The following is a 14,769-nucleotide window of genomic DNA, read 5'->3' on the forward strand; positions in this document are numbered from 1 at the left end:
CTTGTTGGCGCCCCGACGATGGGGGTTGTGACGTACAGCCTCTATTATCCCCTCTGTGGGCACGGTGCATGCCATCGCACACACAGGGTGAGATACCCTGCGGAACCTCATCAGTATAAAAACGAAGTATTATGTGCGTCATATACGGGTATTTATATGTCATCTAAAGGGAACAAACATATAATTAGCAAGTATTTCTATAATTTCCGTCCTACGGAGTACACAAACAGTATGAAGTCCCTCTTTACCTCCTCCGTGCGTCCAGATGAGGCTAACCGGCGTTATATTCTGCCGGGTTTGGACGGCCTGCGAGCAATCGCTGTGCTCCTCGTGATGGTGTACCACTTCTGGCCCACCGTACTACCCGGCGGCATGATCGGCGTAGATATTTTCTTCGTCATCTCCGGTTTCCTGATTACTTCCCTGCTTCTACGTGAAGGTACACTCACCGGCAAAATTGCCCTGGGTAGCTTCTGGATTCGCCGTGCCCGCCGACTGCTTCCCGCCATTGCCCTGCTGATTCTGGTCATGGGACCGGTCAGCCTGCTCGTTGGCGGCGATATTCAGGTGAACCTGGGTCGACAACTTGCCGGTGCGGCGACCTTCTCGTCCAACTGGATTTCCATTTTTTCCGGTAACGACTACTTCGCGCAGACTTCCCCGGAGCTTTTCACGAACTTCTGGTCCCTGGCAGTGGAAGAACAGTTCTACGTGGTCTGGCCCCTGCTGATTGTTAGCGCTGGCATACTGTTGCGCCGTTCATGGCGTCGTTTCAGCGTGGTCATGGTGCTTGGTATTATTGCGTCGCTGAGCACTGCCACCGCACTGCTGATGTCCGGCTCCCCCATTAGCCGCATCTACTACGGCACTGACACTCACCTCTACGGTCTGCTACTCGGCGCCCTGCTGGCGTTCGCTCGCCCCTGGTCCCTGTATCCCCCGCTACAGCAGTCCGTACTGTACCGCGTAGCTCAGCCCTTCGGTCTGGTCGCTTTCGCCCGCGTCATGATTAGCTGGTTATCCCTATTCGCCCTGATTCCCTACGCAATTCTGGTTCCTGAGTCTGCACCCGGAGCGATTCCCTGGGGTCTGTTCGGTGCCTCCCTGTTGGCGCTGGGCGTAATTCAGGGTATGTTACCCGATATGCTTGCTGGCGCCTCCGAAATGTTGCGCCGCCTACTGAACTTCGCTCCCCTACGCTGGGTGGGCGAGCGCTCCTACGGCCTGTATCTGTGGCATTGGCCGCTTGCTGTAGTGATGCATTATGTGCTGGGCGCGGATCGCTCCCCGCTGGTGAACGCGGGCGTTTTTGTTGCGACCTTCGTTATTGCAGAGATGTCGTACCGCTGGGTTGAGACCCCGATTCGCCGCTACGGTTTCCGAGGTAGTGCTAACCGTGTGGTGGCGGCCTTCCAGTCCTCGCGCACTAAGTTCCTGCCGGTTTCGGTCGCCCTTGCGGCTGTCGTGGCGGCTGCTTCAACCGGTCTGGCGGTATACACCGCTCCGGCAATGACTACCGCCCAGCAGTCCGTTGAGGATGGCAAGCGTGCCGCCGTTGAGCGTCTGAAGGCACGTCAGGAGGCGCAGGCTGCGAGCGCATCAGCAAGCGCAAGCGCTACGGGTAAGGATACAAAGGCTTCCGCAAGCCCCTCAGCTTCGAAGGAAGCGACCGGTTCCGTGAACTCTTCACAGGTGACTATTGTGGGTGACTCCATTGTGGTGGCAGTATCCCCCGAGCTGTACGACAAGATGCCCGAAGCATCCATCGATGCGGCGGAGGGACGCACCATCGCCAAGGCTCTGCCGATTATTAAGTCCATGGGAGCCAGCGGCCAAATCCGTAAGACCTTCGTGCTGTCGGTGACCGCGAACTCGACCATTCTGGACGGTCAGCTCGACGAGGTTCTGGCGGCTATGCCCGCCGATTCTAAACTGGTGCTGGTCACCGGTTACGGCCCGCGCAACCTAACCTGGATTGACTACTCGAACGGTAAGATTCACGAGTTTGCGGCTCAGCATTCTAATCGTGTGATTATTGCGGATTGGAACTCTGCGATTCGCCAGGCTCTGCAAACTCAGAATGGTCTTCTCACCTCCGATGGTGTTCATCCGGAGGCAGCCGGCCAGGAACTCTACGCTCAAGTGCTGATGGAGGCTATCGCCAAGGCACAGAAGTAGCGTGCAGAAGTAGCCCTCAGAGGTAGTGTTCTGGGGTAGCTTTTCGATTCTGCCGCTCATGCTGAGCGTCAAGAGCATGGACGGCAGAGTGCCCCAGAAGCACTTCTCGGAAACGCCTCTGCAATAGGACCGATACAAACCAAATGCCCGTTCCCTCCCCGCTTTAGTGGGGTGTGGAAACGGGCATTCTATGCCGTAAGCATTGAGCGTTAGCGCACGATGGTGGTAATCATCTGCTGCTGCCCCAGGTACGCCGCCAGGTCGCGCACCTCCTCCAGAGAGACCGCACGGATCTTCTCCAGCAGTTCATCGGTGCTGGTGAACAGACCCGAGTCCAGCTCGGCGCGGCCCAGGCGGGACATGCGCGAACCCGAATCCTCGCTACCGAGCACGGTGGAACCAGCCAGCTGGCCGCGGACCTTCGTCAGCTCCTCTTCGGTAATACCGGCGGTGGCGAGCTTATCGAACTCGTAGCCCATGACCTCGCGCACCTGCTCGGTCTTAGCGGGTAGGCAGCCTGCGTACATGCCGAAGTAGCCGGCGTCCGAGTACGCACCGGAGAACGCAAACGTGCTGTATGCCAGACCGCGCTTCTCACGAATCTCCTGGAACAGACGCGAGGACATACCCGCACCGAACGCGCTGGTCAGTACGCTCATCGCGTAGCGGCGGTCATCCCCGGCAATAATGCTCGGGCAGCCCATCACAATGTTGGTCTGTTCGAAGCCTTTCTCCACCTCACGCAGCTCGCTCAGCGGAACAATGCCGCTGTCGGTACGTACGCGACGCGGTGCCGGTGCCACACCCTCCTGTAGGTTCCAGCCGTAGCGGGTCAGTGCCTCCAGCACGAGGCGGACCATAGTGCTGTGTTCCAGCGAACCGGCGGCAGAAATAACCAGGCGGTCCGGGGTGTAGTAGCGCTTGTAGTGCTCCCACACGGCGTCACGCGGCACCTCGGTAATCTCCAGCGGGGTACCGCCAATGGGTCGGCCCAGCGGGTTCTCACCCATGAGCTGCTCCACAAAGTTTTCGAAAGCAACGTCGGTCGGGTCGTCCTGGTCCATGGCGATCTCTTCGAGGATCACACCGCGTTCCTGCTCAAGATGAGCCGGATCCAGCAGGGCGTTGGTGACCATATCGGTGATGACGTCCACCGCCATGGGCGCGTCATCGTCGAGCACACGCGCGTAGTAGCAGGTGTGTTCCTTAGCGGTCAGCGCATTGGATTCACCGCCTACCGCATCGAAGGATGATGCGATGTCCAGGGCGGTGCGGGTGCCGGTGCCTTTGAACAGCAGGTGCTCCAGGAAGTGGGTGGAACCAAGCATGCCGGGGGCTTCGTCTCGGGAGCCGACTCCGACCCAGAATCCGATAGATACGCCGCGGGTACCGGGCATTTTTTCGGTAATCACGCGTACGCCACCGGGCAGGATGGAGCGGCGCACCTCGTTACCGCCTACACCCTCGTAGATGAGGCGGCCATGCTCGTAGTTGAGCTCTTCGGCAATGGCCTCAAGCTCGACGGGTAGGGAAATAGACATAGAGAGAAGAACCTTTCAACAGGTACATCTGAAGGTAAGCATTTCTGTCCCACTACCTGTAGGCAGTCCCACAGTTGGTGGGGCGGGTGAGAGTCAAAAGATGCAGGACAAGCACAGCGAAGGGGCGCCCGGTACATCCGGTGGGGAATGAACCGCACCGGGTGCGCCGAACGCCCCTCATCGTTTAGCAGAGGTTACGACTACTCGTCGTCGCCACCCTCAACAACCGGTGCCAGCGAGAGCTTGCCGCGGTCATCAATCTTGGTGATCTCCACCTGGACCTTCTGGCCCACGGAGACAACGTCCTCAGCATCAACAACGCGCTTGCCGCCGTTAAGCTTACGCATCTCGGAGATGTGCAGCAGGCCGTCCTTACCGGGGGTCAGGGAGATAAACGCACCGAAGTCGGTCACCTTCACCACGGTACCCAGGTAGCGTTCGCCGACCTCGGGAACCTGCGGGTTTGCGATAGCGTTTACTGCCGCACGGGCAGCCTCGGCGGAGGGGCCGTCAGCTGCGCCGATATACACGGTGCCGTCGTCCTCAATGGAGATGTCTGCGCCGGTGTCTTCCTGAATCTGGTTGATCATCTTACCCTTGGGGCCGATGACCTCACCAATCTTGGCAACCGGGATCTTCACGGAAATAATGCGCGGTGCGAACTCGCTCATCTCATCCGGTGCGTCAATCGCGCTGACGAGCACCTCGAGGATGTGCAGGCGAGCCTCACGTGCCTGAGTCAGTGCGCCAGCGAGCACGGATGCGGGGATACCGTCGAGCTTGGTGTCCAGCTGGATAGCGGTCACGAACTCGGAGGTACCTGCAACCTTGAAGTCCATATCGCCCAGTGCGTCTTCCGCACCGAGAATGTCGGTCAGGGCTGCGTAGCGGGTCTCGCCGTCAACCTCGTCAGAGACCAGACCCATTGCAATACCTGCAACGGGTGCGCGCAGCGGCACACCGGCGTTCAGCAGGGACAGGGTCGATGCGCAAACCGAACCCATGGAGGTCGAGCCGTTGGAGCCCAGAGCCTCAGAGACCTGACGGATTGCGTAGGGGAACTCTTCGCGGGAGGGCAGCACCGGGGTGATTGCGCGCTCTGCTAGTGCACCGTGGCCGATTTCACGGCGCTTGGGTGAACCCACGCGGCCGGTCTCACCGGTGGAGTACGGCGGGAAGTTGTAGTGGTGGATGTAGCGCTTGGACTTCACCGGGTGGAGGGAGTCCAGCTGCTGCTCCATCTTGAGCATGTTCAGGGTGGTGATACCCATAATCTGGGTTTCGCCGCGCTCGAAGAGAGCGGAACCGTGAACGCGGGGCAGGATTTCAACCTCAGCGGTGAGCTGGCGGATGTCGGTCAGGCCGCGGCCGTCAATACGGACCTGCTCGGTGAGGATGCGCTGGCGAACCACGTGCTTGGTCAGGGCAGCAAATGCTACGGAGACCTCGTTGGAGCGCTCTTCGAATTCCTTACCTTCACCAGTGAGAGCTGCCATGAGCTCTTCCTGCAGCTCAGCAGCTGCTGCTTCGCGCTCCTGCTTGCCAGCGATGGAGTACACCTCTGCCAGGCGGTCTGCTGCGAATGCCTCAACTGCTGCGTCAACATCCTCGCCGTGGCCGCCGAAGAAGGGCAGTTCAAGGGCGGGCTTACCTGCGCGAGCCACCAGGTCAGCCTGTGCCTTGCACAGTGCTGCGATGAAGGGCTTAGCTGCTTCCAGACCCTCTGCCACGATCTCTTCGGTGGGGGCGGTCTGGCCGTCTTCCTTGATGAGCTTCCAGGAGTTGTCGGTTGCTTCCGCCTCAACCATCATGATTGCGACGTCTTCGGTACCGTCAGCCTTGGTGACGATACGGCCTGCAACAGCCATGTCGAAGACAGCGTTTTCCAGCTGGGAGTACTTGGGGAAGCAGACCCACTGACCGTCAATCAGTGCCATGCGCACACCACCGATGGGGCCGTTGAACGGCGCGCCGGACAGGGAGGTCGATGCGGAGGCAGCGTTGATTGCGAAGGTGTTGTAGATTTCATCCGGCTCATAGGTCAGGACAGTAACAACAACCTGCACTTCGTTGCGGATGCCCTTGGTGAAGGCGGGGCGCAGCGGGCGGTCAATCAGGCGTGCAGCCAGGATTGCTTCGGTACTGGGGCGGCCTTCGCGGCGGAAGTACGATGCGGGGATCTTGCCGCCTGCATACATGCGCTCTTCCACATCCACGGTCAGCGGGAAGAAGTCGAAGCCCTCACGGGGAGACTTGCCGATTGCAGTTGCGGAGAGCAGGGTGGTCTCGTCATCGATAGTGACGAGGACGGAGCCAGCTGCCTGCTTTGCGAGGCGGCCAGTTTCAAAGCGCACGTGGCGCTTACCGTGAATGCCGTTGTCGATTTCGACTTCGGCAAACTTGATTTCGGGACCTTCCACGGTTCCTTCTTTCTTCTTGGCAGGCCGTACGGTGCACGAGTCGGCCTTCGATAGGAAACCACGGCACCTCTCCCCTACCTTTTCGTGTGCGCGACGCGTGTCAGCAAGGTTGTGGGGTGGTGTTGTTCCGTAATTCGCTACCGAGGACCGCGGCGTGTGTGCCGGCACGGCCTTCTGTTCTTTCTTTCAGGTGGGACGGCATCTTCTCACGATTACTCGCTGTGGATTCTAGCATTGGAATCTAACACTGAAATCTAGCGAGTAGAAGATGCGCCCCTCAACGCGGCAGTACGGACGCGCTGGCGCTACCCGCCTCCGTGATGGAGGGTTGGTAGTGCTGACAGCACGTCCGCACACACCGCCTCAAGGCGATTAATCACCACAAAAGCGTCAAGACGCTCCTGTTTTATCGGCGCAGACCCAGGCGCTCGATCAGCGAACGGTAACGCTCGATGTCGACGCTCTTCAGGTAGCCGAGCATGTTGCGGCGACGACCAACGAGGATCATCAGGCCACGACGGGAGTGGTGATCGTGCTTGTGGAACTTCAGGTGCTCGGTCAGGTCGGCGATACGACGAGACAGAACTGCAATCTGAACCTCGGGCGAACCGGTGTCGCCCTCGTGGGTTGCGTATTCCTTGATGATTGCCTGCTTGACAGCGGGATCCAGTGCCACTTTTAACTCCTAGAGTTAGTACCGCATACGTCCCGTACGGACGGTTGCCGCCGGGTGGTGGGCTTACGCCCTGTACTACACGTCGTCTACTGCGGACTGCAGACGCGTTCTTCCCATTCTACGCTACCGGGGCACTTTCGTGGAAGGGTGAACAGAATCCCGGCGGCAGGTAGCTCATCACACTACCAGTCGCCGGGCTTCACAGCCTGGTTCTCACGCAGGGTTCGTGTACCGGGCTTGACGTTGAGAATTCAGTGTTTATGCTTCTGCTCTTTGTGCTTCTCTTCTCTACGCTTCAGCGCGAGCGCGGACCACCACGAGGCGATAGTAGCCCAGCAGGAACAGGCACCAGATTGCGCCCATCACCAGCGCCAGCTGGGTATCGGCGAAGCAGCCGAAGAGCACCACTATAAAGATCATGAACGCCAACGCCAGGTAGCTCAGCCACAGAGGCTGGCGTACCGGCTGCACCTTGATATCAGCACCACTGCGCTTGAACGCGATGTGCGCCAGCAAAATCATAACCCACACGAATACGGTCGCGAAGGTTGCCAGGGAGGCGACCACCTCGAACGCATTCTCGAAGAGCACGTTCACGATCACACCGACCGCCATGACCAGCACCATGATGATGGTGGTCATCCAGGGCGCACCATTTTTGGTGACCTTCGCGAAGGAGGCCGGTGCCAGGTTCTGCTTCGCCAAACCGTACATCATGCGGCCGGCACCGTACACGTCCGCGTTCAGCGCAGAGATTGCGGCGGTAATGATGACCACGTTCAGAATCGAAGCAGCAGCCGGAATACCCAGTCCCTCAAAGATCTGCACGAACGGCGAGTTTGCCTTCGTCACTGAGTACCAGGGGTACAGGGACATGATGACCGACAGGGTCAGAATGTAGAAGATGAGGATGCGGAACGGCACCGTGCGAATCGCCTTGGGAATTGAGGTGCGCGGGTCCTTCGCCTCACCGGCGGCAATACCGATGTTCTCAATACCGCCGAAAGCAAACATCACCACGGTAAAGCAGGCAAGGAAGCCGGTAAATCCGTTCGCGAAGAAGCCACCCTCAAGTGACCAGAGGTTCGTGACCGATGGTGCCACCGAATCATGCGCCTGCACGCCGACGAAAAGTAGGGCGATACCGCCAACAATCATGGCGATAATGGCGGTGACTTTCACGAGGGTGAACCAGAATTCGGTCTCGCCGAATGCCTTGACCTTCGCCAGGTTAATGGCGAGCAGAATCAGCAGGACAGAGACAATCCAAATCCAGGAGGGGCTGTTCGGGAACCAGAACTTCATGTACACGGCAAAGGCGGTGACGTCCGCAATGGCGACCAGCGCCATTTCCAGGGCGTAGGTCCAGCCGGTCACGAAACCAGCCCAGCGCCCGAGGTATCGGGTGGCGTATTCGGAGAATGCTCCGGAGACCGGGTGCGCCAGGGCAAGTTCGCCCATTGCGCGCATCACCATGAACACTGCCGCGCCGCCAATAACGTAGGCAAGCAGTACGGAGGGGCCCGCCAGCTGAATGGCGGATGCCGAGCCGTAGAACAGGCCGGTGCCGATGGCGGAGCCGAGGGCGATGAACATGATATGGCGCAGGGAGAGTCCACGCGCTAACTGCGGGCTCTCGGGGGCTACTGCTCCCTGCTGTACCGGGGATGAGTCCGGAGTGGTATTCATCTTCTTCTTTTCCTTTACCTCGTGGGGTGTACCCGCTTATGGCGGGGAAACGTATCGGGCGGTGCTGAGCTTGCCTGTGCTATAGCAGTTCGCAGGTGGTCTAGCGCGGCACCGACTGGTTCACTCCTCATCGAGTGATGGGGCGTTGCGAGAAGGTGTTGTCTTCGCGCGTCGCCCCGACGCATCCGCTCCCAGCCTGCACGGCGGGAGGGAACGCAAAAGACGGCGGGAAGGCAACGTTGCCTTTCCGCCGTCTTTTTTGTCAAAGACTACTTCTGTCGCTTACGTCCAATGACGATAGAACACAGAGCGGTTACAGCAGTCACAGTGTAGACTGCAGGCCACGCGCCAAGCTTTTTGGCGAGCGGATGAGCGGCGCCGAACGCTCCGAGGTAGAGAGCGGTGAGGAAGGTGGCACGGCCTGCGCCAGCCTTACGCTTCCAATTCTTGTAAGCCACGGCACCACACAGTGCCAGGACAGCGCCACCGAGCGGGCGGACGCCAGTGCTAGATGCAACCTTGTAGCCACCGAGCAGACCGGTGACGGAGGCGAGAGTCGGGCAGAACTTCACGACGGACTCCTCTGTGAGATCGGATAGTTTCCACATTCATAGTACTCCACGACACACAGAATGTATATTCACCACGATTAATATTTCTGCATTTATCACGGATCGGGTGCATCAAAGAGCCGGGCAACAGAAAGACTGAGGTAAAAAAGACCGGGGCGCAAACCCATTAGGCTCACGCCCCGGCGCTTCTCAATGCGAGCTCACATCCCGACGCATGCTCTAAAAGATTTAGAGTTTTAGTTTCAGAGATTTAGCTTTAGAGAGCCAGATCCAGCGCCTCCAGCTGCGCTTCGGTCCACAGCTCAGCAGCCAGCTGCAGAGCGTAACGAGCCGAACGAGGAGCCACGACATCCACGGAGAGGTGGAAGTCCTGGTCAGCCTCCGGGCCGCACAGATCAGACACGCAACGCACACCGATAAACGGAATCTCGTAGTTGTGGCAGACCTGCGCAATAGCGGTGGTCTCCATGTCGGTGCTGATGGCACCCTCGAATGCTTCGCGGGTGTCTTTCACGTTGTGGGCGGTCACGAAGGAGTTACCCGCCAGCATCTGGCCGCGGCGCACCTCCCACGCGCTCTCAGACTGCTCACGCACCGGCTCCAATGCGGCGAGCGCATGCTCCAGAGCATCCTGCCACTCGTCCGCCTGACCGTCGTAGCTTTCGGGCATGCCGGGAACCTGGCCGCGTGCGTAACCGAACGCAGTCGCGTCGGCATCAGTATAAGTGTAGTTCTCACCAATCAGCACATCGCCCACGTTAATGCCGCGAGCCAAACCGCCTGCGGTACCTGCGCTAATGACGCCCAGGCAATTCGAGGAGTAGCTGATTGCCTCGGTGACGGCACTCGCCGCGTTCACCAGACCAATCTTGGAGCGAACCAGCAGCAGCGGAACCTGGTCCTCGCCCACCTGCAGGTAGCGCGGGTGGAATACCGCCGCGCCCTCGGTGAAGGAGGGCTGCAGCTCCTCGGTCATCTTCAGGAAAGGCGCGAGCTCCTCATCCATAGCCACCTGAATAATAATGGCGTTGGACATGCCGTCCATCAGCTCAAACATGCTGTTGAACGCCTCAGCCGGGTCGAAAGCATTCGGATCAAAGTCCACCGGGTTGAAGGCGGATGCGAAAGCGTCGGGAATCTGTGCACTCATTACGCCATCACCTGCGCCCACTCATCGCGTGCCGCGAGAAACTCTCGAGCCGCAACTTGCGCACCTTCGAGGGTGTGGTTGGCGCCCCAACCGCACTGCACCTCGTTCGCTGCCGGAACCTCGGTCGCATTGAGGATATCGTTGAGGGTTGCTTCCAGGATGGGGAAGAACTCCTCGGGCTCCAGGCCCAGGGTCAGCGCGTAGAAACCGGTCTGGCAACCCATCGGGGAGAAGTCAATCAGACGGTCGGTGTGGTTGCGCATATGTTCGGCACTCAGGTGCTCGATGGAGTGTACGGTGGGCATTTCCAGGTGCGCGGTGTTCGGCTGGGTGAAGCGGATATCGTACTTGATGAGGGTGTCGCCACCGGGCAGGACCTTGCGGTCTGCGATACGCACGTAGGGTGCTGCTACCGCGCGGTGGTCGAGGTTGAAGGATTCGACGTTCATTTTTTCCATGACTCTATCTTCTCTTAAAACCGGGGCGACTAAAACAGGGATACCTCGCGGGCGACATAGGACGTAAAGACTGACAACGCAGGATGTTTCACGGGCGGCGCAGCAGGTCAGGCGCGGAAAGATACCCAGTCCGGTGCACAAAAGCCCCGGCGGCAGATCCAAAAATCTGCCGCCGGGGCTACAAGCTGTTATCACAGGGGCATGAGCGCAGGACGCCGCTCATAGATGAGCAGTGGGGCTACTTTACTTCCGCCTGCACCGGGCACTCCGGCGGGCAGTAACTTTTAGCGTCCTCAGCCAGCACCTCGCGGGTCTGCACCACGTCATCATTAATCTGCTCAATCAGCGCTTCAACACCGGTGTACGCCACCATGGGGCGCAGACGCTTCACGAACTCAATCAGCACATGCTGACCGTACAGGTTGAAATCCTCCACGCGTTCCTCGGGGCGGTCAATCACGTGCGCCTCAACCTGGCGGTGCTCAATACCGTCAAAGGTCGGGTTTGTACCCACCGAAATAGCGGAGGGGTGACGGTTACCCGCCTCATCCACCAGCCAGCCGGCGTACACGCCATCGGCGGGAATCAATCCGCGCGCCTCAAACTCAAGGTTCGCAGTCGGGAAACCCAACTCGCGGCCGCGCGCCAGACCGTGCACGACCTCGCCAGCCATCATATGGTGCCGGCCCAACAGCTCGGTGGCAGCAGGCATATCGCCCTCCAGCAGTAGCTGACGAATGCGGGTCGAAGAGCAGCGGGTGTTCTCATCCACCATCAGATCCTCAACGACAACCACCTCAAAGCCGTACTTCTCGCCCAACTCACGCATGGTGTTCAGGTCGCCCGAGTTGTTGTTACCAAAGCGCACGTCGTCACCGATGACCACGAAACGCGCATTCAGCGCATCCACGAAGGTGGACTTCACGAACTCTTCGGGGGTCTGCGAAGCGAACTCCAAATTGTAGTTCAACAGCAGGTAGTCGTTCAGACCCAGCAGGCACATAAAGTAGCGGCGCGAGCCCTGGCCCATAATGTCGTGGTGGGTTACCTCGGGACGGTGCACCTGCATCGGGTGCGGGTCAAAAGAGACCGCGATAGAGCTCAAACCCTGCTCTTCAGCAAGGGAGACCACGCGCGAAATCACGCGGGCATGTCCACGGTGCACGCCGTCAAAATTGCCGATGGTCACGACCGAGGGGCCGTAGCCGGCGGGGACCTCGCTCAAAGCGGTGTAGAGGGTCACGGGCTCTCCTGAAAAAGATAAATGTACCTAACCATCCTAGACCACAGGCGGCAGGATGCAGAATTTAAAACGGGAATCAACAGGGAATGGAACGGCACCCCTCTCCCCTAGCGTGCCGGGTGCAGCGGCGTATCTGACAGGCAGCAGCAGAACCACACCTACAAGCCAAGCCCCGCCCGCAGAAAACCCAGCCCATAAGAAAAGCCCGGGCAGGCACCCCACCGTGCGGCAGGAACCTTCCCGGGCGTTACGACTACTTACGAGCCTGGCTACGAGAAGCCTTCAGCATCTCCTCGCGAATCTTATTGGACTTGTTGATCCAGCTATACCACACCAGCAGGCACGGAGGAATCACAAGCTCAGTCACCATCAGCACGATCAGCGACCAGTGCGGGGTACCAAAGAACACCCACGCCAGGATACGACCCACGCCGCCCAGGAAAACCACCAGGCAGGAGAACGCGAGCATGTTCACCCACTTGAATTTCAGGGCAATGAACACGAATGACAGGCCCACACCAACATAGGTTGCCGCGAAGAACACGTAGTTCGACTGTACCGAGGGGTTCGTAAAATCTGCAGGCGCATCCGGAATGACGCGGATACCACCCAGAACCTGCCATACACCGTACGCAATCATGAACAGACCGTACAGCGCCACCGCCGCACGAAACGCCGCACGATTCTGCGGTTTAGCCGCTTCCTCAATGCTCATGGGGCGGACAAACGCCTCGCGGGTTGCCTTCTTCTCCGCCTTCTGCGACGCCTTATCGCCGGACGCCGGTGCGGCCACGCGAACACCCTCGGGTGCCTTCACCGCAGAAATAGGCTCAGCAGTCTTAGCACCGGCAACCTTCGCGGCACCGCTCTGAGCAGCAGCCCTGGATGCGGTAGCTTCAGCCTGTGCAAACTCTACGCGGGGTACCGGCGCAGTACGAGGCTCACTCGCCTTATTAGCGGAGCTCTGGTTCTCGCTCATTTTTTCTCCTTCAGCAGGGCCGGGCGGCACCCGCACGAGTAGTCATGTGTGTTCGGGGGTTGTATTACGTTAGCGTGTTGAATGAAAAAGGGCTCACGTTCAACAAGCGCTGAATCAATCAGGCTTGAGGAATCAGCTTTGGGTAGGTGCAAACACCGAACCCTCTTCGCCCATCATAATGCCTCAACGCCTAGTTGAAGGAACGATTCGCCTCAAAAACCAGTACCGGGGCAGCCTGAACCTTTCCGCGCTGTTTCTTATTCTCCAGGAGGGCAACCAGAGTGCCGTCCGGGGCAAAGCCCGCCACAATACCCTCAACGCTGGCATGCTGCACCGCACCAGACTCATCCGCACTCGCGTGCACGGAACGTTTCACCACGAAACCATCACCGCTGGGGCTAATACGGCGTCCGTAGGAAATATCGCTTGCCTCCGCAGCAGAGAGCTCACGCGCACCAAAGATGCGGCGTGCCGCCTCCTCCAGGGGAAGCAACGGCAAATCTTCCAGCGGTGCCTCCGACTCTTCACGGCGCTGCTTCAAGTGCGCCAAGTCGGCGGCGTCCTCAAGCACCACGGCACCCACACGGGTACGGCGAAGAGCCGTCAGGTGGCCACCGGTGCCCAGAATCTTGCCCAAATCACGCGCCAGGGCACGAATGTAGGTGCCCGAAGAGCACGAAACCGTCACATCGCAGTCAATCACGGGAACCGAGGTTGCCGTGTGCTCACCCTCATTCTCGGGGTCCTCAATCACGTACTCGGCAAAGCCGACAGTCACAGAATGCACCGTGAACTCACTAATCGTCACCGGACGCGCCGCCAATTCAACCTGTTCACCGCTACGCACACGCGCATACGAGCGAACACCGTTGATCTTGATAGCAGACACCGCAGAAGGAACCTGCAGAATGTCGCCACTCAGCCGCGCCACAGCCTCCAGGATGTGCGCACGCATCTGCTCAGTGTCCATACCGGTCAGCGCCTCAACAGCATCCAGATGTGCGGCAGTGTGCTCCCCCTCGGCGTCCTCAGTCAGCGTCTCAATGCCCAGGCGAATCGTCGCATCATAGGTTTTATCCTGACCAACCAGGTAGGTCAGCAACTTGGTCGCCTTATTAATGCCCAGAATCAGTACGCCGGTCGCGGCAGGATCCAGCGTACCGGCATGACCAACCCGCCGGGTGCCAGCAATACGACGCATCTGAGAGACTGCGTCGTGACTGCTCATCCCAGCGGGCTTGTCAATGACCATCAGGCCGGACGGGCCCTGAGGTTGATTCTTCGCCACTTAGGCGTCCTCACCCTCGGCAGGCTCATCCTTCTTGTAAGGGTCGGCCTCGCCAGCGTACTGCGCGCCCTCGGCTGCAGCAGCCAGGGCGGCGTCGCGCTCGCGAGTCTCACGCAGAAGCGCCTCGATGTGGAAGGCATTCTCGGGAACCTCGTCGGCGACGAAAGTCAGGGTGGGGGTCAGGCGGGCAGTAATGTTCTTGCCCACCTCGGAGCGCAGAATACCCTTAGCGGATTCCAACGCCTTCTTGGTGTTTTCGGCGTCCTCTTCGGAGCCGAACACGGTGTAGTAGAGGGTTGCGTGCTGCAGGTCGTTGGTCACGCGGGCATCGGTAATGGTCACAAAACCGAGGCGAGGATCCTTAACACGACGCTCCAGCGCCTTCGCCACAATTACCTTGATGCGGTCGGCAAGTCGTGCCGCGCGGGCTGCATCAGCCATGTGTTTCTCCTTGAAATGTCGTGGTGAAATGTTGTGGCGCTTCCGTGGGCACTCGAGGTGCTTTGGAAGCGTTCCAGGTAATACGGAAGCGCCCGCCCCGCCGGCGCCCGCCCCGCAAGCTCCAGTTTTAGAAG

12 protein-coding genes are annotated in these 14,769 nt (G+C 59.4%); 1 reads left to right on the forward strand and 11 read right to left on the reverse strand.

Features of this window, described 5'->3' with window-relative positions:
* The first annotated feature begins 231 nt into the window (after positions 1–231).
* Positions 232–2,178, forward strand: coding sequence for an acyltransferase family protein (locus QFX07_RS06345; RefSeq protein ID WP_279754380.1), 1,947 nt, complete (start codon positions 232–234; stop codon positions 2,176–2,178).
* A 209-nt stretch (positions 2,179–2,387) separates the two neighbouring features.
* Here the strand turns inward: QFX07_RS06345 and QFX07_RS06350 are convergent, their stop codons facing one another.
* From QFX07_RS06350 to rbfA, 11 genes are all read right to left on the reverse strand, one after another.
* A complete protein-coding gene (locus QFX07_RS06350; protein WP_105360564.1) occupies positions 2,388–3,719 on the reverse strand; it encodes a M16 family metallopeptidase in 1,332 nt (443 codons plus the stop codon).
* 200 nt (positions 3,720–3,919) lie between these two features.
* Positions 3,920–6,139, reverse strand: a complete 2,220-nt coding sequence (locus QFX07_RS06355; RefSeq protein ID WP_279754379.1) for a polyribonucleotide nucleotidyltransferase — start codon at positions 6,137–6,139, stop codon at positions 3,920–3,922.
* Positions 6,140–6,545: 406 nt separating this feature from the next.
* Positions 6,546–6,815, reverse strand: a complete 270-nt coding sequence (rpsO, locus tag QFX07_RS06360; RefSeq protein WP_005507098.1) for a 30S ribosomal protein S15 — start codon at positions 6,813–6,815, stop codon at positions 6,546–6,548.
* A 288-nt stretch (positions 6,816–7,103) separates the two neighbouring features.
* On the reverse strand, positions 7,104–8,504 hold the full coding sequence (locus QFX07_RS06365) for an amino acid permease (protein WP_279742054.1): 1,401 nt from the start codon (positions 8,502–8,504) through the stop codon (positions 7,104–7,106).
* A 269-nt stretch (positions 8,505–8,773) separates the two neighbouring features.
* The gene (locus QFX07_RS06370) at positions 8,774–9,112 is read right to left on the reverse strand and encodes a hypothetical protein (RefSeq protein WP_279742053.1); all 339 of its coding nucleotides are present in this window, start codon (positions 9,110–9,112) and stop codon (positions 8,774–8,776) included.
* 220 nt (positions 9,113–9,332) lie between these two features.
* Positions 9,333–10,226, reverse strand: a complete 894-nt coding sequence (gene mtnN, locus QFX07_RS06375) for a 5'-methylthioadenosine/S-adenosylhomocysteine nucleosidase (protein WP_279742052.1) — start codon at positions 10,224–10,226, stop codon at positions 9,333–9,335.
* Positions 10,226–10,684: an S-ribosylhomocysteine lyase gene (locus QFX07_RS06380; protein WP_279754378.1), complete on the reverse strand. Its 459-nt coding sequence runs from the start codon at positions 10,682–10,684 to the stop codon at positions 10,226–10,228. The genes mtnN and QFX07_RS06380 overlap by 1 nt, the downstream gene beginning before the upstream one ends.
* A 238-nt stretch (positions 10,685–10,922) precedes the next feature.
* On the reverse strand, positions 10,923–11,927 hold the full coding sequence (locus tag QFX07_RS06385) for a bifunctional riboflavin kinase/FAD synthetase (protein WP_279754377.1): 1,005 nt from the start codon (positions 11,925–11,927) through the stop codon (positions 10,923–10,925).
* A 253-nt stretch (positions 11,928–12,180) separates the two neighbouring features.
* Positions 12,181–12,906, reverse strand: coding sequence for a DUF4345 domain-containing protein (locus QFX07_RS06390; protein ID WP_279754376.1), 726 nt, complete (start codon positions 12,904–12,906; stop codon positions 12,181–12,183).
* Between the two features lie 190 nt (positions 12,907–13,096).
* A complete protein-coding gene (gene truB, locus QFX07_RS06395; RefSeq protein WP_279742046.1) occupies positions 13,097–14,194 on the reverse strand; it encodes a tRNA pseudouridine(55) synthase TruB in 1,098 nt (365 codons plus the stop codon).
* Positions 14,195–14,635, reverse strand: coding sequence for a 30S ribosome-binding factor RbfA (gene rbfA / locus QFX07_RS06400; protein ID WP_279754375.1), 441 nt, complete (start codon positions 14,633–14,635; stop codon positions 14,195–14,197). It lies immediately after the preceding gene.
* Positions 14,636–14,769 lie beyond the last annotated feature (134 nt).

The organism is Rothia similimucilaginosa, from assembly GCF_029850985.2.
Taxonomy (GTDB): domain Bacteria; phylum Actinomycetota; class Actinomycetes; order Actinomycetales; family Micrococcaceae; genus Rothia.

What these genes read in the sequence shown, in the direction of transcription:
- QFX07_RS06345 (WP_279754380.1), top strand. Translation starts at nt 232, where the DNA reads ATGAAGTCCCTCTTTACCTCCTCCGTGCGTCCAGATGAGGCTAACCGG.
- QFX07_RS06350 (WP_105360564.1), bottom strand. Translation starts at nt 3,719, where the DNA reads ATGTCTATTTCCCTACCCGTCGAGCTTGAGGCCATTGCCGAAGAGCTC.
- QFX07_RS06365 (WP_279742054.1), bottom strand. Translation starts at nt 8,504, where the DNA reads ATGAATACCACTCCGGACTCATCCCCGGTACAGCAGGGAGCAGTAGCC.
- QFX07_RS06370 (WP_279742053.1), bottom strand. Translation starts at nt 9,112, where the DNA reads ATGTGGAAACTATCCGATCTCACAGAGGAGTCCGTCGTGAAGTTCTGC.
- mtnN (WP_279742052.1), bottom strand. Translation starts at nt 10,226, where the DNA reads ATGAGTGCACAGATTCCCGACGCTTTCGCATCCGCCTTCAACCCGGTG.
- QFX07_RS06380 (WP_279754378.1), bottom strand. Translation starts at nt 10,684, where the DNA reads ATGGAAAAAATGAACGTCGAATCCTTCAACCTCGACCACCGCGCGGTA.
- QFX07_RS06390 (WP_279754376.1), bottom strand. Translation starts at nt 12,906, where the DNA reads ATGAGCGAGAACCAGAGCTCCGCTAATAAGGCGAGTGAGCCTCGTACT.
- rbfA (WP_279754375.1), bottom strand. Translation starts at nt 14,635, where the DNA reads ATGGCTGATGCAGCCCGCGCGGCACGACTTGCCGACCGCATCAAGGTA.